The organism is Citrobacter sp. MGH100, from assembly GCF_001034465.1.
GTDB classification, from domain to species: Bacteria; Pseudomonadota; Gammaproteobacteria; order Enterobacterales; family Enterobacteriaceae; genus Citrobacter; species Citrobacter youngae.
The window spans coordinates 2,076,404-2,099,496 of sequence record NZ_KQ089800.1; the positions used below are offsets into that span (position 1 = coordinate 2,076,404).

General features: G+C 51.2%; 24 protein-coding genes. 14 read left to right on the forward strand and 10 right to left on the reverse strand.

Annotated elements, in window-relative coordinates:
• The first annotated feature begins 61 nt into the window (after positions 1-61).
• Together lipB and lipA are read left to right on the forward strand one after the other, a co-directional pair.
• Positions 62-703 (forward strand): lipoyl(octanoyl) transferase LipB, encoded by a 642-nt coding sequence (gene lipB / locus SK32_RS09800; protein WP_048212301.1) that lies wholly within the window; start codon positions 62-64, stop codon positions 701-703.
• Positions 704-909: 206 nt separating this feature from the next.
• The gene (gene lipA / locus SK32_RS09805; RefSeq protein WP_003022702.1) at positions 910-1,875 is read left to right on the forward strand and encodes a lipoyl synthase; all 966 of its coding nucleotides are present in this window, start codon (positions 910-912) and stop codon (positions 1,873-1,875) included.
• Positions 1,876-1,972: 97 nt separating this feature from the next.
• Here the strand turns inward: lipA and tatE are convergent, their stop codons facing one another.
• Positions 1,973-2,176 (reverse strand): twin-arginine translocase subunit TatE, encoded by a 204-nt coding sequence (gene tatE / locus SK32_RS09810; protein WP_048212302.1) that lies wholly within the window; start codon positions 2,174-2,176, stop codon positions 1,973-1,975.
• Positions 2,177-2,304: 128 nt separating this feature from the next.
• Positions 2,305-3,093 (reverse strand): deaminated glutathione amidase, encoded by a 789-nt coding sequence (locus tag SK32_RS09815; RefSeq protein WP_048212303.1) that lies wholly within the window; start codon positions 3,091-3,093, stop codon positions 2,305-2,307.
• A gap of 90 nt (positions 3,094-3,183) precedes the next feature.
• Between SK32_RS09815 and crcB the strand changes: the two genes are divergently transcribed.
• Entirely contained in the window at positions 3,184-3,567 is a 384-nt protein-coding gene (crcB, locus tag SK32_RS09820) for a fluoride efflux transporter CrcB (protein ID WP_043015566.1), read from the forward strand.
• A gap of 51 nt (positions 3,568-3,618) precedes the next feature.
• Here the strand turns inward: crcB and cspE are convergent, their stop codons facing one another.
• Both cspE and pagP read right to left on the reverse strand, forming a co-directional pair.
• Positions 3,619-3,828, reverse strand: coding sequence for a transcription antiterminator/RNA stability regulator CspE (cspE, locus tag SK32_RS09825; RefSeq protein ID WP_000034825.1), 210 nt, complete (start codon positions 3,826-3,828; stop codon positions 3,619-3,621).
• A 189-nt stretch (positions 3,829-4,017) separates the two neighbouring features.
• Positions 4,018-4,581, reverse strand: coding sequence for a lipid IV(A) palmitoyltransferase PagP (pagP, locus tag SK32_RS09830; protein ID WP_048212304.1), 564 nt, complete (start codon positions 4,579-4,581; stop codon positions 4,018-4,020).
• A gap of 457 nt (positions 4,582-5,038) precedes the next feature.
• Here pagP and dcuC point away from each other — a divergent pair, with 457 nt between their 5' ends.
• The gene (gene dcuC / locus SK32_RS09835) at positions 5,039-6,421 is read left to right on the forward strand and encodes an anaerobic C4-dicarboxylate transporter DcuC (RefSeq protein WP_048212305.1); all 1,383 of its coding nucleotides are present in this window, start codon (positions 5,039-5,041) and stop codon (positions 6,419-6,421) included.
• Between the two features lie 149 nt (positions 6,422-6,570).
• Here the strand turns inward: dcuC and dpiA are convergent, their stop codons facing one another.
• Both dpiA and dpiB read right to left on the reverse strand, forming a co-directional pair.
• The gene (gene dpiA, locus SK32_RS09840) at positions 6,571-7,251 is read right to left on the reverse strand and encodes a two-component response regulator DpiA (RefSeq protein ID WP_048212306.1); all 681 of its coding nucleotides are present in this window, start codon (positions 7,249-7,251) and stop codon (positions 6,571-6,573) included.
• Positions 7,220-8,881 carry a sensor histidine kinase DpiB gene (gene dpiB / locus SK32_RS09845; RefSeq protein WP_048212307.1) on the reverse strand — a complete coding sequence of 554 codons (1,662 nt, stop codon included), beginning with the start codon at positions 8,879-8,881 and terminating at the stop codon, positions 7,220-7,222. Before dpiB ends, dpiA begins: the two co-directional genes overlap by 32 nt.
• A gap of 389 nt (positions 8,882-9,270) precedes the next feature.
• On the opposite strand from dpiB, the gene citC reads away from it, so the two are divergent.
• From citC to rna, 8 genes are all read left to right on the forward strand, one after another.
• Positions 9,271-10,347 carry a [citrate (pro-3S)-lyase] ligase gene (gene citC / locus SK32_RS09850; RefSeq protein ID WP_048212308.1) on the forward strand — a complete coding sequence of 359 codons (1,077 nt, stop codon included), beginning with the start codon at positions 9,271-9,273 and terminating at the stop codon, positions 10,345-10,347.
• Positions 10,344-10,640 carry a citrate lyase acyl carrier protein gene (gene citD, locus SK32_RS09855; RefSeq protein ID WP_005120843.1) on the forward strand — a complete coding sequence of 99 codons (297 nt, stop codon included), beginning with the start codon at positions 10,344-10,346 and terminating at the stop codon, positions 10,638-10,640. Before citC ends, citD begins: the two co-directional genes overlap by 4 nt.
• Complete coding sequence (locus SK32_RS09860) at positions 10,637-11,545, forward strand: aldolase/citrate lyase family protein (RefSeq protein ID WP_048212309.1); 909 nt, start codon at positions 10,637-10,639, stop codon at positions 11,543-11,545. Before citD ends, SK32_RS09860 begins: the two co-directional genes overlap by 4 nt.
• Before the next feature lie 9 nt (positions 11,546-11,554).
• A complete protein-coding gene (citF, locus tag SK32_RS09865; protein WP_048212310.1) occupies positions 11,555-13,087 on the forward strand; it encodes a citrate lyase subunit alpha in 1,533 nt (510 codons plus the stop codon).
• Between the two features lie 3 nt (positions 13,088-13,090).
• A complete protein-coding gene (citX, locus tag SK32_RS09870; RefSeq protein ID WP_048212311.1) occupies positions 13,091-13,645 on the forward strand; it encodes a citrate lyase holo-[acyl-carrier protein] synthase in 555 nt (184 codons plus the stop codon).
• Entirely contained in the window at positions 13,614-14,519 is a 906-nt protein-coding gene (gene citG / locus SK32_RS09875; protein ID WP_048212312.1) for a triphosphoribosyl-dephospho-CoA synthase CitG, read from the forward strand. Before citX ends, citG begins: the two co-directional genes overlap by 32 nt.
• A gap of 23 nt (positions 14,520-14,542) precedes the next feature.
• The gene (citT, locus tag SK32_RS09880; RefSeq protein WP_048212313.1) at positions 14,543-16,006 is read left to right on the forward strand and encodes a citrate/succinate antiporter CitT; all 1,464 of its coding nucleotides are present in this window, start codon (positions 14,543-14,545) and stop codon (positions 16,004-16,006) included.
• Between the two features lie 110 nt (positions 16,007-16,116).
• The gene (rna, locus tag SK32_RS09885; RefSeq protein WP_048212314.1) at positions 16,117-16,923 is read left to right on the forward strand and encodes a ribonuclease I; all 807 of its coding nucleotides are present in this window, start codon (positions 16,117-16,119) and stop codon (positions 16,921-16,923) included.
• Between the two features lie 41 nt (positions 16,924-16,964).
• Here rna and SK32_RS09890 read toward each other — a convergent pair whose 3' ends face one another.
• Together SK32_RS09890 and SK32_RS09895 are read right to left on the reverse strand one after the other, a co-directional pair.
• Positions 16,965-17,588, reverse strand: coding sequence for a flavin reductase family protein (locus SK32_RS09890; RefSeq protein ID WP_048212315.1), 624 nt, complete (start codon positions 17,586-17,588; stop codon positions 16,965-16,967).
• Between the two features lie 96 nt (positions 17,589-17,684).
• Positions 17,685-18,515, reverse strand: a complete 831-nt coding sequence (locus SK32_RS09895) for an alpha/beta fold hydrolase (RefSeq protein WP_048212316.1) — start codon at positions 18,513-18,515, stop codon at positions 17,685-17,687.
• A gap of 975 nt (positions 18,516-19,490) precedes the next feature.
• On the opposite strand from SK32_RS09895, the gene rnk reads away from it, so the two are divergent.
• Together rnk and uspG are read left to right on the forward strand one after the other, a co-directional pair.
• Positions 19,491-19,901 (forward strand): nucleoside diphosphate kinase regulator, encoded by a 411-nt coding sequence (gene rnk, locus SK32_RS09905; protein WP_005120853.1) that lies wholly within the window; start codon positions 19,491-19,493, stop codon positions 19,899-19,901.
• Between the two features lie 196 nt (positions 19,902-20,097).
• The gene (gene uspG, locus SK32_RS09910) at positions 20,098-20,526 is read left to right on the forward strand and encodes a universal stress protein UspG (protein ID WP_005120854.1); all 429 of its coding nucleotides are present in this window, start codon (positions 20,098-20,100) and stop codon (positions 20,524-20,526) included.
• 122 nt (positions 20,527-20,648) lie between these two features.
• Here uspG and ahpF read toward each other — a convergent pair whose 3' ends face one another.
• Positions 20,649-22,214 (reverse strand): alkyl hydroperoxide reductase subunit F, encoded by a 1,566-nt coding sequence (gene ahpF / locus SK32_RS09915; RefSeq protein ID WP_048212318.1) that lies wholly within the window; start codon positions 22,212-22,214, stop codon positions 20,649-20,651.
• A gap of 187 nt (positions 22,215-22,401) precedes the next feature.
• The gene (gene ahpC, locus SK32_RS09920) at positions 22,402-22,965 is read right to left on the reverse strand and encodes an alkyl hydroperoxide reductase subunit C (RefSeq protein ID WP_002894394.1); all 564 of its coding nucleotides are present in this window, start codon (positions 22,963-22,965) and stop codon (positions 22,402-22,404) included.
• Between the last annotated feature and the right edge of the window lie 128 nt (positions 22,966-23,093).

The following is a 23,093-nucleotide window of genomic DNA, read 5'->3' on the forward strand; positions in this document are numbered from 1 at the left end:
GATATACTTTCCCCCTCTTTAACATTCTCTACTCTATGTGAGTATCTACGGAGATGCCGTTTTGTATCAGGATAAAATTCTTGTCCGCCAGCTCGGTCTTCAACCCTACGAGCCAGTCTCTCTGGCCATGCACGAATTCACCGATACCCGCGATGAACATAGTCATGATGAAATCTGGCTGGTAGAGCATTATCCTGTTTTTACCCAGGGTCAGGCCGGTAAAGCAGAGCACGTACTGATGCCCGGTGATATTCCCGTTATCCAGAGCGATCGGGGCGGTCAGGTGACATACCACGGACCCGGCCAGCAGGTTATGTATGTTCTGTTGAATCTCAAACGCCGCAAACTGGGCGTGCGTGAACTGGTAACACTGCTGGAACAAACCGTGGTGAATACGCTTGCGGAGATAGGTATTGACGCTCATCCGCGCGCTGATGCGCCTGGCGTATACGTCGGGGAGAAGAAAATCTGCTCTTTGGGGTTACGTATTCGTAGAGGATGTTCGTTTCACGGCTTAGCGCTCAACGTAGATATGGATTTGTCGCCTTTCCTGCGTATCAATCCTTGTGGTTACGCCGGAATGGAGATGGCGAAAGTATCGCAGTGGGATAGCGCAGCCACGACCGAGAGCGTGCGTCCTCGTCTGCTGGCTAACATTTTAGCGCTGTTGGGCAATCCCCCCCACGAGTACATCGCAGACTGAAAAACAGGTTATCGTTTGCCGCAGCATATGTTGTGGCAAATGGCACAAAACAACAACTATTTTACATTTTGCCAGCCTGTCAGGCTGCTTTCTGGCCCGTTTCAATGATATACTGCGTATCACTAATTCAAAAATAGTTGATAAATGCAACATTCCCTTGAATTGAAACGCTTTCCTTCGTAATTCGCAACTGGAACACGCAAGCTATGAGTAAACCCATTGTGATGGAACGCGGTGTTAAATACCGCGATGCCGATAAGATGGCTCTTATCCCGGTAAAAAATGTAGCAACAGAGCGCGAAGCCCTGCTGCGTAAGCCGGAATGGATGAAAATAAAACTGCCAGCGGACTCCACTCGCATCCAGGGTATCAAAGCAGCGATGCGCAAAAATGGCCTGCACTCTGTCTGCGAAGAAGCGTCCTGCCCTAACCTGGCAGAATGTTTCAACCACGGGACCGCGACCTTTATGATCCTCGGCGCAATCTGTACTCGCCGCTGTCCATTCTGTGACGTTGCCCACGGTCGCCCGGTTGCCCCTGATGCTAACGAACCGTTAAAACTGGCCCAGACGATTGCGGACATGGCGCTACGCTATGTTGTCATTACCTCCGTTGACCGCGACGATCTACGCGATGGTGGCGCTCAGCATTTCGCGGATTGTATCACCGCAATCCGTGAGAAAAGCCCGTCGATTAAAATCGAAACGCTGGTACCTGACTTCCGTGGTCGTATGGATCGTGCGCTGGATATCCTCACGGCCACTCCGCCAGACGTGTTTAACCATAACCTCGAGAACGTTCCGCGTATTTACCGTAACGTACGCCCTGGGGCTGATTACAACTGGTCACTGAAGCTTCTGGAACGTTTCAAGGAAGCGCACCCTGAGATCCCAACCAAATCCGGTCTGATGGTGGGTCTGGGTGAAACCAATGCTGAAATCATTGAGGTTATGCGTGACCTGCGCAGCCATGGCGTGACCATGCTGACACTGGGGCAGTATTTACAGCCAAGCCGTCACCACCTGCCGGTTCAGCGCTATGTAAGCCCGGACGAGTTTGATGAGATGAAGGCTGAAGCCATGGCAATGGGCTTTACCCATGCAGCCTGCGGCCCATTTGTTCGTTCTTCTTATCATGCGGACATGCAGGCGAAAGGGCTGGAAGTGAAGTAATCGTGTAATACTCACTTACATTTCAGCAATAAAAAAACCGGCAATTGCCGGTTTTTTTTCATGCAGAGTATGCAGTATGAGCATCGTGCTCCTGACATTACTCTTTATGGGAAAGCTTCTCAGTCTGAACGCTACCGTCAGCATCTTTCTTAGCATCGGCATTATCATCGTTCATCGCTTTCTTGAAGCCTTTAATTGCCGTTCCCAGGTCTCCACCCAGTGTACGTAACTTCTTGGTACCAAACAGCAGAACGACCAGTGCGGCAACCACCAGCAGTTTGGTAATACTAATCTCACCCATAGATACCTTCTTAACTTAAACCAGGCTGCATAAAGCGCCATATTAACCTGAGAATATTAACGGCCTTTCGACGCGCGCACACAATAGCAATCTGTAACAAGGTGAATCAAGCCTTGTTTAAAAAAACGTCATAATAATTGCGGTGGCGCAAAGCGGCGGTTACGTAACACAGGAAGTTGCGCCCTGACCTGCCTCACCCGCTCAGCAGAAACTTCCGTCATTATCAGCGCAGGCGTTTCCGCCGCAGCGGCAATCGTCACGCCAAACGGATCGATAACCCGGCTTTGACCGATATTCTTGTTACCACACTCCCCCGCAGCAATCACATAACAGGTTGCATCCAGAGCTCTTGCCGCCAACAGCGTTGTCCAATGATGGTCTTTGAGCGATCCTCGCACCCAGGCCGCCGGTAAGACCAGGATTTCAGCCCCCTGTAACGCGAGCGCCAATGCCAGCTCAGGAAAGCGCAGGTCATAGCAGGTCATTAACCCTACCTTTAATCCGTCTACGTCCAGCAATGGCGCTACAGCCTCACCTGCATCGACATTCCGCGACTCCTGAATCGAAAAGGCATCATAGAGATGTAATTTTGCGTAATGGGCGATAACCCGACCTCTCCGTAACGCAACCAGCATGTTCAACGCCCGGCCAGGTACAGAGGGAACATGAATCGTCAGAATCGTCGTCATCTCATTTTGCGCACTCTCTTGCTGTAACCGCGTCAGAAAACCGCCTTCCAGTAGCTGGGCTGACTTCACCGATAGATCGGGGTCGAGATCGTCACGGGCCAACAGCGCTTCCGGCAGCACCAACAGAGATGCGCCTTCTCCTGCGGCCTGAGACATCAACTGGACACACGTTTCCGCATTTTTTTCCCACGAGGGGCCCACGGCAAATTGCCCTGCTGCAACAAACATATTCCCTCCAGAAAAATGGGTTAAGCTCGCCAACAACGATTATTCAGCGTTACACTCACGCTATATACAATCAAATAGCAGGATTATGCAGTGTTACAACTCCTTTTAGCAGTTTTTATCGGTGGCGGTACAGGAAGCGTAGCAAGATGGATGTTAAGCATGCGGTTCAATCCGCTGCATCAGGCTATCCCATTCGGTACCCTGGCAGCAAATCTGATTGGCGCGTTTATTATTGGCATGGGGCTGGCGTGGTTTAACCGCATGACAAACATTGATCCAATGTGGAAAGTGCTCATTACCACCGGTTTCTGCGGAGGGCTGACGACGTTTTCAACCTTCTCGGCAGAAGTCGTGTTTTTGCTGCAAGAGGGACGCTTTGGTTGGGCAATGGTGAATGTGCTGGTTAACCTGTTGGGTTCATTTGCGATGACGGCTCTGGCATTCTGGCTGGTTTCTGCCTCTCCTGCACACTAGGCGAAAAAAAACCCGCAATTAAGCGGGTTTTGAATGCTTGCTGTCGTATGCTTACAGAGCGATTACGTTTGCAGCAGAAGGGCCTTTGGCACCGTTAGTGATTTCGAACTCTACGCGCTGACCTTCAGCCAGAGTTTTAAAACCATTGGTCTGGATTGCAGAGAAGTGTACGAACACGTCTTTGCTGCCATCTTCCGGAGTAATGAAACCGAATCCTTTGGACTCATTAAACCACTTAACGTTACCTTTAATCTTAGACATCAAAATTACCTTTACATGAAAAATAGACACAAATGCTGTGTCGGGTATCAGTACAACAATTGTGATGCACTTTGTCCAGTCGAACTTTGTCAAAAAGTGATAAATGTCGCGTTATTTTTCGGACAAACAATGTATCCATCTGTTTTTAAACAAGTTTATAATAATCCACCTGACAATACAGGTAGCCTGTCAAAACTGGAAACGCATCCAGGCAAAGTAGACATTTCCGTTGTTATACGTACCCGGAATGTAGGTCATCTGGAACGTTGCCGGCCCATAGCCTATCGATGCCAACGGCAGGATCAATGGCACGGGAATATAGTTCCAGTTATCGCGCGCGGTGAAACCAGCTGTATAGCCCAGCCCCAGCCGGAAATTATCATCGGCCAGCGGTCGCCAGGTTTTTTCCCAGCCATAGCCGCCAATCGGCTCCCATTTATTAAAGGAATCCTTGAAGGCCATAATATAGAGCCCGTGCCAATTACCTTTATCATCCCAACGGGACTGGCCAAATCCTGCCCCCCAGGGACGTTCGTTGTAGCGATCGGTTTTCTCTTTATCGTAGGCAAAACGCGCATGCCAGGTAATGGCCGGCACATACAGATCATAATGCTCAGGCTGCTGCCAGGTTTCACTGACATTATCTTTAAAAGTATCAAACCACCCTTTATCCTCAGCAAAACCCTGAGGAATAAAGGCTAACTGAATAAAAAGAAATGAAAAAATGAGAAAATAACGTTTAGCGACAATCACGACTTAATTACCATCCTGGGAGTTAGTATTAATTGTAGCAAACAAAACCTTAATGTTAGCTTAACAAAGATGCGCTAATAAAAAATCAGAATATTCTCCACATATAAATTTCAGATCGTTGTCATTATATTTATTGTGGTTTTTATATGTGACATGTTCTCTTATTTCTATTAACCGGCTTCTTTTACACAAAAACACCAAATAAATTACAATTAATTAACATTAATGCATCATCACAAAACAAAACAACACATAAAACCAGAGTGTTTCACAGTTTTTGATTGCCGTACTCCCTTTTCATCCGCTATGTTGAAAAAACGCCTGCGCCATCGGTTGAATCCGTATTTTTATTGATTTTAATCAGCAAGAGGCAGGTGTTTATTAGGCACATTCTCACACCGCTTTATGCTTTTTTTAGTTTTTTTACTTTCTGGGCGTCAATATGACAGGGGAAACAATGTTGACATTTATAGAACTCCTTATTGGAGTCGTTGTTATTGTGGGTGTGGCTCGCTACATCATTAAAGGTTATTCCGCGACCGGCGTATTGTTTGTCGGGGGCCTGGTTTTATTGATTATCAGCGCCCTGATGGGACATAAAGTTCTGCCCGGCAGTGCCGAAAGTACCGGCTACACCGCGACAGATATTGTTGAATATATTAAAATTTTGCTGATGAGCCGCGGCGGCGACCTCGGCATGATGATTATGATGCTGTGTGGTTTTGCCGCCTACATGACGCATATCGGCGCGAACGATATGGTCGTTAAGCTGGCCTCCAGGCCCCTGCAATATATCAACTCGCCTTACATGCTAATGATTGCCGCCTATTTTGTTGCCTGCCTGATGTCACTGGCAGTCTCTTCGGCAACCGGGCTGGGCGTGCTGTTGATGGCGACACTCTTTCCGGTCATGGTTAACGTTGGGATCAGTCGTGGTGCTGCGGCGGCCATTTGCGCCTCCCCTGCCGCAATCATTCTTTCTCCAACTTCCGGGGATGTCGTGCTGGCTGCAAAAGCAGCGGAAATGCCACTGATCGACTTCGCGTTTAAAACCACGTTGCCGATTTCCATTGCTGCCATTATTGGTATGGCGATTGCTCATTACTTCTGGCAGCGCTATCTGGATAAAAAAGAGAACATCTCTCACGAAATGTTAGATGTGGCAGAAATCACCACTACGGCTCCCTCGTTTTACGCCATTCTGCCGTTTACCCCGATCGTCGGTGTACTGATTTTTGATGGTAAATGGGGCCCGCAACTGCACATTATCACGATTCTGGTGCTGTGCATGCTTATTGCCGCAGTGCTGGAGTTCATCCGCGGATTCAACACCCAGAAGGTTTTCTCAGGTCTGGAAGTCGCCTACCGCGGAATGGCAGATGCCTTTGCTAACGTCGTCATGTTGTTAGTTGCAGCCGGTGTATTTGCTCAGGGTCTGAGCACCATTGGCTTTATTCAGAGTCTGATCTCTATCGCCACCTCATTTGGTTCTGCGAGCATTATTCTGATGCTGGTCCTGGTGATACTGACCATGCTGGCCGCAATGACCACGGGCTCCGGTAACGCGCCTTTCTACGCCTTCGTTGAGATGATCCCAAAACTGGCGCACTCTTCCGGTATCAACCCTGCCTACCTTTCGATCCCAATGCTGCAGGCGTCAAACCTCGGACGCACAATCTCCCCGGTATCCGGTGTGGTTGTGGCTGTCGCGGGGATGGCGAAGATTTCACCGTTTGAAGTCGTAAAACGAACTTCTGTTCCGGTAATGGTCGGACTGCTGATTGTGATTATCGCCACTGAAGTGATGGTACCGGCAACGTCTGCCCTGATTGGCGGTTAACGATACCTGTTAATACCTGACCTTAATACACAAAATCATTTATGCTGCATCGCGGCGGCAAGTGAAGAGATCCCCAGGAGCATAGATAACTATGTGACTGGGGTTTCTGCACGCAGCCAACAAAGAGGCAGTTTAAAGGATGACGTGTATTAGCCGCCGTGGTAAATACGCTGCGGTCTACCTACCTTCCCGTGAATAATCTCTGCAATGATCAAATGGCGGCTGGCACAGTACTCCAGGTAGCGTCTGGATGTTGTACGGCTGATGGTTAGCGCCTGGGCGATCGTTTCCGCAGTATGATGTACCGTCGGATCAGCAAATAACTTCAGTACAGCATTCAGCGTTAGCGCGTCGATCCCCGTCGGCAAATCCCCTTTCGGCTCACCGCGCGCATAGGCATTAAACATTTCATCAATCTGTTTTTGGCTGGCACTGTCATTACCGGCCAGCATTCTTCTGCGTTGCTGATAGCGGGTAAGCGTCTGCCCCAGTCGCTCGTAGGCTATAGGTTTAACCAGATAATCAAACGCCCCGCTGCGTACGGCTTCTGAGACCGTATCCATATCACTGGCTGCCGTGGTAAACACCACGCCGCCAGGGTAACGTGCCTGAGTCAGCTCGTGTAACAGAGTTATGCCCTTGCCATCCGGCAAGTAATTATCAAGAAGAATCAAACCGGGCCTAAAACGCTCAATCATCATTCTTGCCTGCGCAAGATTACCCGCCAGCCATATCTGGCTAAAACCGGGTATATGGCGGATATATTCAGCATGCATTTCCGCCAGTAGCGTTTCATCCTCAACGATCAACAGCGTTAATGGTTCCGTCATTGTTTTTTTTCACTTTCGGAAGAAATAAAGAAAATAAGGTGCCGCAGGGGGAGTTATCTTCGAGCGTAATAACCCCATTACAGCGCCTCACATAACTTGCAATCAGATACAAACCGATGCCATGTTCGCCTGGTTCATCGGTACGAGTGCTCACACCCTGTTCAAATATTTTTTCGCGCAATGCTTCCGGTACGCCACAACCTTGATCGGCGACTTCGATGATCACCTCATCGCCCTCATCGCTCAGATAGAGTTCAACGACCTTGTTACCCTGCTGGGTACGCAAACTGGCTTCAAAAGCATTACCAAGCAGATTGCCAACAATTGCTGCAAACTCTGTGCTATCCAACCCCTCAGGAAGTTTATGCAGTTGACTGCCAGGCACAATGGTCATTGTGAGACCCAGTTCCCGCGCACGCTGTACCTTGCCAAACAGCAGGCCTGCAACCTGACGATCGGCGAAAGCGCCGCGCAGACTATCAATGAGTTGCTGCTGCGCCTGGGATTCTCCCTGCACCATGGCCAGAACCTTGTCATATTCTTTCATTTGCAGCAGGCCATTGATGGTCGACATCCAGTTCAGGTGCTCATGGCGCAGCGTTCTCAGGCTCTCTACATACTGTTTGATCTGCGTTAATTGCGCATTAAGGGTAGCAATTTCATCTTTACTACGAAAACTGATGATTGCCCCGAGCAGTTCATCGCCTGAGCGGATAGCCTCGCGGTTGGCAATAACACTCAACCCATTAAAGTTAACCATCGCATCCTGGCGCTTTTCCGCAATCTGCTGGGTAAAAAAGTCTGCTGGCTGAACGACGTCCGCAATCGGCTTACCCAACCACTTACGTCCAGGCGACGAGAGCCCCAGCATTTTTCTCGCACTGCGGTTTATCGCCGTAATGCACCCGTCAGGATCAACAGCAATTAAGCCTTCGTAGACTGAGCTAAACAGCGCCTCCTGCTGACGTACCACCCGCGCAATTTGTTTAGGCTCCATACCCAACATCTGACGCCGAATATGGGCGGCAAAAAACCAGGAAAGTAACATAAGCACCAGTAACAACAGAATGAACACCCCAGCCATCGGAAGTAAGAAATCCGAGCGCCAGCTGTCTATTTTACTGATCAGGTAGCCAATTGAGACAACACCGATGATTTTACCATCATCATCAAAGATAGGGGTTTTGGCGCGCATCGCCATCCCGATAGATCCTTTACCGGTAATAAAGTAGCTTTCCCCTTTCTCCAGCGCGCCGAGTTTGGTGAACTGCATGGGGTAGCCAATTTTATCCGGATTAGGGTGATAAAGACGGATCGAGTGGGTATCGCCAATAACCACATAGTCAAAGTCAGTCCCGCTCTGCAACTTATCCGCTATCGTTGCCAGACGCTTGTAATCACGGTGCTTTACGGCAGCAATAATGCTGTCGTTGGAAGCGATAATTTTCGCCTGATTCATTGCCATATCGCGGACATGCGTTGTCAGATAATCTTCAAAGCTGGCGGTAAAGTATTGTGCTAACGCCGCGATGATAAAAACAGAAACGACCAGAATGAGTAGAAAAATACGCAACGGAAACGCCAGGCTGCGAAAAAAAGGAAACCGCGTTTTATTTTTCTTTTTTGACATGTTTTTTCCTCACCGACGTTAACCGAAACTTATTTTTCGTTGTATATGTAATAAAAATGTTTTATTTACAAGTCACGGCCTAAAATAGGATCGTTACAGATTCCCCACCTTAAATCAATTAAACAAATAAAAACCACACGCTATTTTCGGGTTAAATTAATTAAAAAACTTAAAACCATAAAACACATTAAAACCATCTAACTTATTGTGAAATAAATCAAAATTTGCCGCCAAAATACTCCTTACGATGTATGCAACAGGGAAAAAAAGAAATACTCCGTAATAAAAAAACATTCCCTTCAATTGCAAACAAAACGTTATCAAGTTGCTAAACAGAGCAACAAAAACAGAAACCCAGTAACAAATATACCATCGGGGCTCTATTTACTATGTTCGGTAATAATATATTCACGCAAGTTAAACGCTCAGAAAATAAAAAGATGGCGGTTATCGCTCAATTTCTGAAAGAGAACGATTTGAGCGTTGATACCACCGTCGAAGTATTTATCACCGTCACCCGTAATGACCGCCTCATCGCCTGTGGCGGCATCGCTGGCAATATCATTAAATGCGTCGCGATCTGTGAATCCGTACGCGGTGAAGGCTTAGCGCTGACGCTGGCGACTGAGTTAATCAACCTTGCCTACGAGCGGCATTGCACCCATCTCTTCATCTATACCAAAACCGAGTATGAGTCACTGTTTAAGCAGTGCGGCTTTTCGACGCTGACCAGCGTGCCCGGCATTATGGTGTTAATGGAAAACAGCACCACGCGTCTGAAACGTTACGCTGAATCACTGGCAAAACAGCGCCGTGAAGGGAAAAAAATTGGCTGTATCGTGATGAATGCCAACCCCTTCACCAACGGGCACCGTTTTCTGATCCAACAAGCCGCCGCACAGTGCGACTGGCTGCATCTGTTTTTGGTGAAAGAAGATACTTCGCGTTTCCCGTATGAAGACCGACTGGACCTGGTCCTCAAAGGGACAAAAGATATTCCACGTTTAACCGTACACCGCGGTTCGGAATACATCATCTCTCGCGCCACGTTCCCGTGCTACTTCATTAAAGAGCAGAGCGTTATTAACCACTGCTACACCGAAATAGACCTGAAAATTTTCCGTCAGTACCTGGCCCCGGCACTCGGTGTTACGCACCGTTTCGTCGGTACTGAGCCATATTGCACCGTCACCTCCCAGTACAACAACGATATGCGCTACTGGCTGGAGACCCCAACACTTCCCGCCCCGCCGATTGAACTGGTGGAAATTGAGCGGCTGTGTTTCCAGGAGATGCCGATTTCCGCCTCCTGGGTGCGCAAGCTGCTGGTTAAAAAAGATCTCACGGCTATCGCATCCCTGGTACCCGAAGCCACGCTGCACTACTTGCAAAGCATGGTTGAGCGAACCTCATCGGCTGCGGCAGTCCGCCAAAATACCCCCGCATTAGCAACAGGTGAAAAATGAAAATAAACCAGGCAGCCGTCGCAGGCACTCTCGAGTCCGGTGATGTGATGATCCGCATCGCCCCGCTCGATACGCAGGATATTGACCTGCAGGTTAACAGTAGCGTCGAAAAGCAGTTCGGTGATGCCATCAGGGCCACCATTCTGGACGTTCTGTCCCGCTATAACGTCCGCGGCGTGCAATTAAATGTTGATGATAAAGGCGCACTGGACTGCATTTTACGTGCGCGACTGGAAGCATTACTGGCCCGCGCCAGCGGCATTCCGGCACTGCCATGGGAGGATTGCCAATGATTTCCGATTCTTTACAACAACGTAAATCCCGCACACGCCGCAGCATGTTGTTCGTACCAGGCGCTAACGCCGCGATGGTCAGCAACTCATTCATCTACCCGGCAGATGCGCTGATGTTCGACCTGGAAGACTCCGTCGCACTGCGTGAGAAAGACACCGCGCGCCGCATGGTCTATCACGCGCTGCAGCATCCGCTGTATCACGACGTTGAAACTATCGTGCGCGTAAACGCCCTCGACTCCGAATGGGGCATCAACGACCTTGAAGCCGTGGTACGCGGTGGTGCTGACATCGTGCGTTTACCCAAAACGGATACCGCCCAGGATGTCATCGACATCGAAAGCGAAATCCTGCGCATCGAGAAAGCCTGTGGTCGTGAACCCGGCAGCACCGGTCTGTTGGCCGCTATCGAATCACCATTAGGTATTACCCGCGCGGTAGAAATTGCCCATGCTTCCGAGCGTCTGATCGGTATTGCTCTGGGTGCGGAAGATTATGTGCGTAACCTGCGCACTGAACGCTCGCCGGAGGGTACTGAACTGCTGTTTGCCCGCTGCTCAATTCTGCAGGCTGCGCGTTCTGCGGGCATTCAGGCGTTCGATACCGTCTATTCCGATGCCAATAACGAAGCGGGTTTCCTGCACGAAGCCGCACACATCAAGCAACTGGGTTTCGATGGTAAGTCGCTCATCAACCCGCGTCAGATTGAACTCCTGCACAACCTGTATGCCCCGACGCGCAAAGAGCTGGCTCACGCACGTCTGGTGGTAGAAGCCGCTGAAGCCGCCGCCCGTGAAGGCCGTGGCGTAGTTTCCCTCAACGGCAAGATGGTCGACAGCCCGGTTATCGAGCGCGCCCTTCTGGTTATCTCCCGTGCAGAACTTTCCGGCATTCGCGAAGAATAAGGCAAAAAAATGACGCAGAAAATCGAACAGTCTCAACGCCAGGATCGCGTGGCGACCTGGAGCCGTCATGCAGAAAGCGAGCTTTCCGCTTATCAGAGCACCGCAAAAGTTGAATTACAGGCGCAAAAACCGCGCAACAAAAAACTGTGCGCTAACCTGGAAGAGGCCATTCGCCGTTCAGGCTTACAGGATGGCATGACCATCTCCTTCCACCACGCTTTCCGTGGTGGCGATCTGACGATCAACCTGGTGATGGATACCATCGCTGCAATGGGCTTTAAAAACCTGACGCTGGCTTCCAGCTCCCTGAGCGACTGCCATGCGCCGCTGGTTGAACACATTCGTCAGGGTGTCGTCAGCCGTATTTATACTTCTGGTCTGCGTGGCCCGCTGGCAGAAGAGATCTCTCGCGGTCTGCTGGCTGAACCTGTTCAGGTCCACTCTCACGGTGGTCGTGTACATCTGGTACAAAGCGGCGAGCTCAACATTGATGTCGCCTTCCTCGGCGTGCCGTCCTGTGACCCGTTTGGTAACGCCAACGGTTATACCGGTAAAGCGTGCTGCGGCTCACTGGGCTATGCCCGCGTAGACGCCGAAAACGCAAAACAGGTTGTCCTGCTGACCGAACAGCTGCTGACCTACCCGCATAATCCAGCCAGCATTACCCAGGATCAGGTGGATCTGATCGTGCAGATCGATCAGGTCGGTGATGCGGACAAAATTGGTGCTGATGCCACTCGCATGACCACCAACCCGCGCGAATTGCTGATCGCCCGCAGCGCGGCAGAGGTTATTGCTAACTCCGGCTACTTCAATGAAGGCTTCTCACTACAGACAGGCACCGGCGGCGCGTCTCTGGCCGTTACCCGTTTCCTGGAAGACAAAATGCGCAGCCGCGACATCCGTGCTGACTTTGCGCTGGGCGGTATCACTGCCACCATCGTTGACCTGCATGAGAAAGGTTTAATCCGCAAACTGCTGGATGTACAGAGCTTCGACCGTAATGCGGCTGAGTCCCTGGCCCGCAATCCAAATCACATTGAAATCAGTGCTAACCAGTATGCCAACTGGGGCTCAAAAGGCGCCTCTGTCGATCGTCTGGACGTCGTGGTGCTGAGCGCGCTTGAAGTGGATACCCACTTCAACGTTAACGTACTGACCGGTTCTGACGGCGTACTGCGCGGCGCATCCGGTGGTCACTGTGATACAGCTGTTGCCGCAGCGCTTTCCATCATCGTCGCACCGCTGGTTCGCGGGCGTATCCCGACGCTGGTTGATAACGTCCTGACCTGCGTAACCCCAGGTTCCAGCGTTGATATCCTGGTCACTGACCACGGTATCGCCGTCAACCCTGCGCGCCCTGAGCTGGCAGAACGTCTGCAAGAAGCGGGTATGAAAGTCGTGTCCATTGAATGGTTACGCGAACGTGCACAGCAGCTTACCGGTCAGCCACGCGCAATCGAATTTACTGACCGCGTAATTGCCGTTGTGCGTTATCGCGATGGCTCAGTGATTGACGTTGTGCATCAGGTGAAGGAATAAGCCATGCACCTGCTCCCTGAACACGCCACCTGCCACGCGGTTTCCATTCCCGAGCTGCTCGCCAGCCGTGATGAGAGACAAGCGAGGCAACATGCCTGGCTCACGCGTCACCACGCGCCATTGGTCTCTTTTACCGTGGTAGCGCCAGGTCCGATCAAAGACAGCGAATTAACCCGTCGCATCTTTAATCACGGCGTCATCGCCCTGCTTGCACTGGCGAAACAATCATCCTGGATTGTCAGGGAGCAAACTGCGCTGGTCTCCGCCAGCGGTCCGGAAGGTCTGTTGTCCATCGAGGCACCAGCCCACGACCTCAAGCTCGCCACTATCGGGCTTGAGCATTCACATCCGCTGGGACGGTTATGGGACATCGATGTCCTGACCCCTGAAGGAGAAATCCTGTCCCGCCGTCATTTCGCGCTTCCTGCCCGCCGCTGTCTGTTGTGCGAGCAAAGCGCTGCCGAATGTGCGCGGGGTAAAACCCACGCGCTTTCCGACTTACTCATTCAAATGGAGGCACTGCTGCATGATGCCGATTCCCGCAACATCGACGAATAACGCAGTCCTTCCACTGGATCTGCCCGACGCCTACGCAACGCTTGCCTGGCGCGCCATGCTGACTGAAGTCAACTTATCGCCCAAACCAGGTCTGGTGGATCGCATTAATAATGGCGCGCATAAAGATATGGCGCTGGAAGATTTTCATCGCAGCGCAGAGGCTATCCAGGCCTGGCTGCCACGTTTTATCGAATACGGCGCATTCAGCGCGCAGTTGTCACCTGAAGAAGTACTGAAAGGACTGCGTCCGCTGGGTATGGCCTGCGAAGCTGATATGTTTCGCGCCACCGCTGGGGTAAATACCCACAAAGGCAGCATCTTTTCTCTGGGACTGCTGTGTGCCGCCATTGGCCGCCTGCACCAGCTCCAACTGACTGTTACCGCTGAAACCATTTGCTCTACGGCAGCAACATTTTGCCGGGGCCTGACCGAGCGCGAACTGCGCCAGAACAATCAACAACTCACGGCTGGCCAACGTCTTTATCAGCAACTGGGATTAACCGGCGCACGGGGCGAAGCCGAAGCGGGATACCCGCTCGTCATCCAGCATGCCCTGCCGCACTACCGCGCACTGCTGACTCAGGGCCGCGACCCTGAACTGGCGTTACTCGACACTTTATTGCTGCTGATGTCAATCAACGGCGACACCAACGTGGCTTCACGTGGCGGCGCAGAAGGTCTGCGTTGGCTACAGCAGCAGGCCACCGCCCTGATACAGCAAGGGGGGATTCGTACCCCTGCCGATCTCGAATACCTACACCAGTTCGACCAACAGTGCATTGAACGCAACCTCAGTCCCGGAGGCTGCGCCGATCTGCTGATCGTCACCTGGTTCTTAGCTCAGATTTCACAAGTTCATCATTATCACAATTAAAGATCCTTTCCGGAGAATCACACATGTCTTTAGCAAAAGATAAAATATGGAAGTTACTGGCCCCATTGGTCGTAATGGGCGTCATGTTTCTTATCCCCGTCCCTGATGGAATGCCTCCACAGGCCTGGCACTACTTTGCCGTGTTTGTGGCGATGATCGTCGGTATGATCCTGGAGCCAATTCCGGCAACAGCGATCAGCTTTATCGCCGTAACGATCTGCGTTATCGGCAGCAACTATCTGCTGTTTGATGCTTCAGAACTGGCCGACCCGGCATTTAAAGCGGGTAAGCAAGCGCTGAAATGGGGTCTGGCGGGCTTCTCCAGCACCACCGTGTGGTTGGTGTTTGGTGCGTTTATTTTCGCGCTGGGTTATGAGGTCACCGGTCTGGGTCGTCGTATCGCGCTGTTCCTGGTGAAATTCATGGGGAAACGTACCCTGACGCTGGGCTATGCGATTGTTATCATCGACATTCTGCTGGCGCCGTTTACACCGTCCAACACCGCGCGTACCGGTGGTACTGTATTCCCGGTTATCAAAAACCTGCCGCCGCTGTTTAAATCCTTCCCTAACGATCCTTCCGCGCGCCGTATCGGCGGATATCTGATGTGGATGATGGTTATCAGTACCAGCCTGAGCTCCTCTATGTTCGTTACCGGCGCTGCGCCAAACGTACTGGGTCTGGAATTCGTTAACAAAATCGCCGGGATTCAAATCAGCTGGTTGCAGTGGTTCCTCAGCTTCCTGCCGGTCGGTATTATTTTGCTGATCGTTGCTCCGTGGCTGTCCTATGTTCTGTACAAGCCGGAAGTCACCCACAGTGCTGAAGTTGCCGCATGGGCCGGTGATGAACTGAAAACCATGGGTAAACTGACCCGTAAAGAGATAACGCTGATCGGTCTGGTTCTGCTCAGCCTGGGTCTGTGGGTTTTCGGTGGCAAGCTCATTGACGCTACCGCAGTGGGCCTGCTGGCAGTCTCCCTGATGCTGGCGCTGCACGTGGTACCGTGGAAAGATATTACCCGCTATAACAGCGCATGGAACACCCTGGTCAACCTTGCCACTCTGGTAGTAATGGCCAACGGTTTAACCCGTTCAGGCTTTATCGACTGGTTCGCCAACACCATGAGCACGCACCTGGAAGGCTTCTCGCCTAACGCAACAGTAATCGTTCTGGTGCTGGTGTTCTACTTTGCTCACTACCTGTTTGCCAGCCTTTCTGCGCACACCGCCACCATGCTGCCGGTTATTCTGGCGGTAGGTAAAGGTATCCCGGGCGTGCCGATGGAACACCTGTGTATCCTGCTGGTGTTGTCCATCGGTATCATGGGCTGTCTGACTCCGTATGCAACAGGCCCTGGCGTTATCATCTACGGCTGTGGTTATGTGAAGTCTAAAGACTACTGGCGTCTGGGTGCTATCTTCGGCGTTATCTACATCTCTATGCTTCTGCTGGTCGGCTGGCCGATTCTGGCAATGTGGAGCTAATCATTTCGGTTCACGCCTGATGAAAATGATGCCAGTCAGCTAAACCTGACTGGCATTTTTTATGATTAAATAGATGATATTCAGAATTTATATAAGTATTCGAAATCATCATGACATCAACATGGCGTTATTCTTCATTACTGGCAGCGCTTCTGCTGCCAGTTTCTGCGGCTCAGGCCGATGAACTCCAGGCAAAACAGTACGCTGACTTTGACAGCTACGTGCTGGCCCTCTCCTGGCAAACCGGATTTTGTCAGAGCCAATACGAGCGTAATCGTCAGGAACCTGACGAATGTCGTTTACAAAAAGAGAGCGCAGACAAAGCGGATTTCCTGACCGTTCACGGTTTATGGCCCAGCCTGCCTAAATCCATTGCCGCCCGTGGAGTAGACAACCGCCGCTGGATGCGTTTTGGCTGCGCAACGCGACCAATTCCCAACCTGCCTGAAGCACGTGCCAGCCGTAAATGCGCGGCCCCCGAAACCGGACTGTCGCTGGAAAGCGCAGCAAAACTCAGCGCTGTAATGCCCGGCGCTGGAGGGAGATCCTGTCTGGAACGTTACGAGTATGCCAAACATGGCGCGTGTTTCGGTTTTGATCCCGACGCGTACTTTGGCACGATGGTACGGCTGAATAATGAGGTTAAGAACAGCGAGGTGGGCAAATTCCTGGCGGAAAACTACGGCAAAACCGTCAGCCGTAACGCATTTGACGCTGCAGTTGCCAAAAGCTGGGGCAAAGAGAACGTCAAAGCTGTGAAGCTAAGCTGCCACGGCAATCCAGCGTATCTCACTGAGATCCAGTTATCCCTGAAAGCCGACAACATCAACCAGACGTTATCTGCACAGTCATTCTTACCGCAACCACATCCAGGTAGCTGTGGTAAACAGTTTATTATCGACAAAGTGGGATATTGAAACTTGCGACCGACGCTGCAAGCTGGCGTCGGTCCGTAAGCTTAGCGTTTTGCTCGGGCGTCCGGGCGAACTAAATCAAAACGGTGTGTTTCACTGATCGAATAATACGCCGTTGGCCCACCAGCACGCAGTACCGGCTTCGCTTTCGCCGTCTGATAGATGCCGTCTTCCAGCAGCGTTTCATCGATGTGGATGCCCACCACTTCCCCCAATACCAGCCAGGTATCAACCGGTGAGCCATCTGCGGCAGTCAGTTGCAGGCTCTGTGATAAACGACACTCAAAATTGACGGGACTTTGTGCCACGCGCGGCACGTTAACTAACCGACTCTCTGCTTTGCTAAGCCCGGCGGCAAAAAACTCGTCCTCACCGTGCGGCAAGCTGGCTGACGTTTCGTTCATCGCAGTGGCCAGCTCAAGGGTGGTCAGGTTCCAGACAAACTCACCTGTTTCGATAATATTCTGCACACTGTCTTTCCAGCCGCTGCTGGCAAAACCGATAATCGGTGGATGATAGTTAAAGCAGTTAAAGAAACTGTACGGTGCCAGATTATGCCGACCGTTACTGTCACGCGACGCAATCCAGCCAATCGGGCGCGGTCCAATGATGGCATTTAGCGGGTCATGCGGTAAGCCGTGTCCCTGTGACGGTTGATAGAAATACATAGCGTTCCCTGTTGAAGTTAACGTCAGCGCAGCACAAATTATGCTTCGCTCATCCCCCTGGAAAAAGAAGATCAGCGTAGAACAATCTGCCAACGATTACGACTGAATAAAGTTGAGCAGGTCACCGTTGATCTGTTGTTTATGGGTGGTGCAAATACCATGCGAGCCGCCGACATATATCTTCAACTGCGAATCAGGCAGTATTTCCGCCGCGACCTTTCCGCAGGTTTCAAACGGGACAATCTGATCGTCGTCACCGTGGATCACCAGCGTCGGGATGGTCATTTTTTTGAGATCCTCACGCAGATCTGTTTCCGAAAACGCGTGGATACAGTCGTACAACGCTTTGATGGAGCCTTGTAAACCCTGTTCAACAAAACTTTCCCTGACGGCTTTCGACTCTTTTGCGCCAGGACGGTTGTAGCCATAGAATGCAGCGGTCAATTCATAGAAAAAGGCGGCGCGATCGTTCACAACCCCTTCACGAATGCCATCGAATACCTCTTTCGGCACGCCATTTGGATTAAAGTCGGTCTTGATCATAATGGGCGTCACCGCGCCAATTAACACCGCTTTTGCGACCCTCTGCGTCCCATGGCGGCCAATATAACGAGCAACTTCGCCACCGCCGGTAGAGTGCCCGACATGCACAGCATCTTTGAGATTGAGATACGCGGTAAGTTCGGCCAAATCGTCAGCATACTGATCCATATTGTGGCCATCCCAGGGCTGGGCCGAACGCCCGTGCCCTCGTCTGTCATGGGCTATCACACGAAATCCTTTCGACCCGAGAAACAGCATCTGATCTTCAAATGCATCTGCGGTTAGCGGCCAACCATGGCTGAACACAATGGGCTGGCCGCTTCCCCAGTCTTTGAAATGCAAATAGCTGCCATCTTTTAAGGTAAGTTTGTCGTACTGGCTCATGAGATCTCCTGTCGAGGAACACTGAGTTGTCGTGACGCGCCCGCAGCGAGCGCTTAAAAAGCATAATGCAAATTTGAGAACGATCACGTTTTTCGGCTAAAATCACACCATACGCGTAATGCTTGTCAGTTAACGAACTAAAGGTAATGAACCTGTTGCCTCTGGTGTATTGTTCCGTTCACCTTATGTTTTTCACTTCTCTGAAACCATACTGCCTGTGAACGTGTTAAGGGTACTATCGCTGTACCCTTAACAATCCCGGCTCCCGGCGGAAAATTGCCACTTCGTGGTTCCCTCCGCTTATTCCTCCAGGCTACCGGGCCGGGCGCGAGGTAGCGTCCCTGCAAAGCGCGCCCTGAGCCAGCATCCATGCTGGCTCTCCCGGCCTTACGGAAACACGTTGGCAATTTTCAGCCGGACCAGCCCACACCTGACCATCTGCGTTTTTTGTTTAAACAGCAAAACAGATTGAGCTGGAAGTCAGAGCGTTGAAGCGATGACCCCGGTCCGGCTGAAAATCGATGAGGCGTTGACGGCTGACCGGGTCTGTCCGCAGGGATGCGGACAGAGGGGACGGCCTGCATGGACGTAGGCTCGGCCCCGACCCGACAGGCAGACGGCATAAGACGAATACATCGCGTAGCGACGATTTTCCCGCCGGGAGCCTGGGTTGCAAGGGAGGCGGCGGCGAGCCTCCCTTGCCCGTTCACGGGGGCTGTGCCGCAGAAAAGTGATGCCGCTGAAGTGAACGGAACCCTGAGCCGGAATCACATGTTCCCTATAATGCTTAACTGGCTGACATTACACCATACGCGACAATATTGATGATTTGCCTGAATGTGAACTAAATCACTTCAAACATGGGGTAAGTCTCAGTATCATCATAAAAGCTAAACCCTTGCCGCCTGACGGTGAGGGTTTTCTTTTGGGATTATTTACCTGCGCATCCGCAGTATCGACGACATGGAGTAATAAATGTCCAGACCAACTATTATCATTAACGACCTCGATGCGGAACGCATTGACCGCCTGTTGGAGCAACCTGCGTTTGCTGGTTTACCGATAGCGGACGCATTAAACGCTGAACTGGATCGCGCCCAAATGTGTTCCCCGGAAACCATGCCGCACGACGTGGTGACCATGAACAGCCGCGTGAAATTCCGCAATCTGAGCGATGGCGAAGTGCGTGTACGTACCCTGGTATATCCGGCCAATATGACTGACAGCAGTACACAGCTTTCGGTAATGGCGCCAGTCGGTGCAGCGCTTCTGGGCCTGCGCGTTGGCGATACGATCCATTGGGAATTACCGGGCGGTACATCGACCCACCTCGAAGTCATCGAGCTTGAGTACCAGCCTGAAGCTGCAGGCGACTACCTGCGCTAACTCTGTCTTATCAAAGCGACTCGCTTTATCTTACAGGGGATGCATCCGCATCCTCTTTCCGCTTCAACCCCTGCTTTCTTTCACTTACTACACTTCCTTTTCTCCTGTTCGCAAAACATAAATCTGTGTCGTGACTGACAGAATCATTTTTAATACTATGCTGTTATGTGTTCATGTAATGACAAGGAGAATGTTTATGTACAACACAATCATAATGCCTGTTGATGTATTCGAAATGGAACTGAGCGACAAGGCTGTTCGCCATGCAGAATTTCTGGCACAAGATAAAGGGGTGATCCATCTGCTGCATGTGCTCCCGGGTTCTGCCAGTCTGAGTCTGCACCGTTTTGCCGCTGACGTTCGTCGTTTTGAAGAGCATCTGCAACACGAAGCGGAAACCCGTCTGCAAACGATGGTCGGTCACTTCAGTATCGATCCTTCCCGCATTAAGCAGCACGTTCGCTTTGGTAGCGTGCGTGATGTGGTAAACGAATTGGGTGAAGAGTTGAATGCAGATGTGGTGGTCATCGGATCGCGTAACCCATCAATCAGCACCCATCTGCTCGGATCTAACGCCTCCAGCGTTGTCCGCCACGCTACCTTACCGGTGCTGGTAGTTCGCTAATAAAAAAAGAGGCTACCTTCCGGTAGCCTCTTTCTCCTACAAACCGATGATATCCCATTTGTAGGCCCGATATGCTTGTGCTATCGGGCATTTCGCTTCTTTTGCAGGTGAGTCTTACTTTCTTATACGGTTGTGGTGCGAATCAGATAATCAAACGAGCTCAATGATGCTTTGGCACCTTCGCCAGTCGCAATGATAATCTGCTTATACGGTACGGTGGTGCAGTCTCCGGCCGCGAAAACGCCCTTCACGCTGGTCTCGCACTTGGCATCAATGATGATTTCACCCATGCGGTTACGCTCAACGGCGCCTTCCAGCCAGTTGGTATTTGGCAACAGGCCAATCTGCACAAAGATACCCGCCAGTTCCACATTGTGGATATCACCGCTGACGCGGTCACGATACTCCAGACCGGTGACTTTACTGCCGTCGCCTTTCACTTCTGTGGTTTGCGCATTCAGAATAATGTCGACGTTTTTCAGACTGCGGACTTTATTCTGCAGAACCTGATCGGCTTTCATTTCCGGGGCAAATTCCAGCAACGTCACGTGCTCGACGATACCCGCCAGATCGATAGCCGCTTCAACACCCGAGTTACCGCCACCTATCACCGCGACACGCTTGCCTTTAAACAGCGGGCCATCACAGTGCGGACAGTAGGTTACGCCCTTGGTGCGATACTGATCTTCACCCGGAACATTCATGTTGCGCCATTTTGCACCGGTAGCAATGATGATGCTGCGTGCTTTCAACACCGCGCCGGAAGCCGTTTCAATCTGATGCAAACCACCTTCCTGAGCTGCCGGAACCAGTTTGCTCGCACTCTGGCTATCAATAACATCAACATCGTAATCATCAACATGTGCTTTCAGTGCGCCAGCCAGTTTCTGGCCTTCGGTTTTAGGTACAGAGATGTAGTTTTCGATATCAACGGTATCAAGAACCTGACCGCCAAAGCGTTCGCCCATCAGACCGGTGCGAATACCTTTACGTGCAGAGTACACCGCAGCCGCTGCCCCGGCAGGACCCGAACCGACGATCAGCACATCGTAAGCATCACGCTTATTCAACTCTTCCGCTGCGCGCTTTTCTGCACCGGTATCCACTTTCGCTACGATTTCAGTCAGCGTCATACGACCCTGGCCGAACTCTTTGCCGTTCATATAGACCGCCGGTACGCCCATGACGTTACGATCGGTAATTTCGTTCTGGAATGTACCGCCATCAATCGCCGTATGCTTGATGCGTGGGTTAAGTACAGACATCAGGTTGAGCGCTTGCACCACATCCGGGCAGTTATGGCAGGAAAGCGAATAATAGGTTTCAAACTCAAAGTCCCCGTCGAGGTCGCGGATCTGCTCCAGCAGTGACTGTGCCTCTTTTGACGGATGACCGCCTGTCCACAACAGCGCCAGAACCAGAGAGGTAAACTCATGCCCCAGCGGAGAACCGGCAAAGCGCGGCCCCTGGTGAGAACCAGGATTGGTAATCAGGAACGATGGCTTACGTACGGCCAGAGTATTGTCTTCTTTAAAGGTGACTTTTTCTGACAGTTCAGCAATTTCAGTCAGCAGTTCCTTGATTTCTGCCGATTTAGCGCTGTCATCCAGCGTAGCAATCAGCTCAACAGGTTTGGTCAGTTTCTCAAGATAAGCCTTGAGCTGGGTTTTCATATTTGTGTCGAGCATTATTCTTCCCTCTCTGAAAACATCATCATGCAAGCCGAATTCGCGGGGCCGCATCAATGCAACTTGCGTCATGGTGCTGGAATGAAATGGGCGCGTCTGCGCCCATTGATTGCCGGGTGGCACTTCGTTTACCCGGCCTACGGTTTCGTAGGCCTATGCAAGCGCAGCGCCGCAAGGCAAAACAGACTTAGATCTTGCCGACCAGATCTAAAGATGGTGCTAAGGTCGCTTCGCCTTCTTTCCACTTAGCCGGGCAAACTTCACCTGGGTGGGAAGCGACATACTGTGCAGCTTTAATTTTGCGCAGCAGGTCAGACGCATCACGGCCGATACCTTCAGCGGTAACTTCGATTGCCTGGATGATACCCTGCGGGTCAACAACAAATGTTGCACGGTCAGCCAGACCTTCATCTTCACGCATGTTGTCGAAGTTACGGGTCAGGGCGCCAGTCGGGTCGCCGATCATCGCATATTTGATTTTCGCGATGGTTTCAGAGCTGCTGTGCCATGCTTTGTGAGTAAAATGAGTGTCAGTGGAAACAGAGTAAACGTCCACACCCAGTTTCTGCAGTTCTTCGTAATGGTCAGCAACGTCGCCCAGCTCGGTCGGACATACGAACGTAAAATCAGCCGGGTAGAAGAAGAAGACACTCCAACGACCTTCGGTATCTTTCTCGGTTACTTCGATGAACTCACCGTTTTTGAACGCCTGGTTTTTGAAAGGTTTAATTTTGGTATTAATCAAAGACATCTGTACTTCCTCCGTGTTTTCGTTGAGGGATAAGTTAACGAAAATCATTGATAAGGGCTAATGCGTTTCCTTTATCAAATCAATAAGCGTTAACTAACAACCGACTCAACCGCATGGTGTAAACCCTA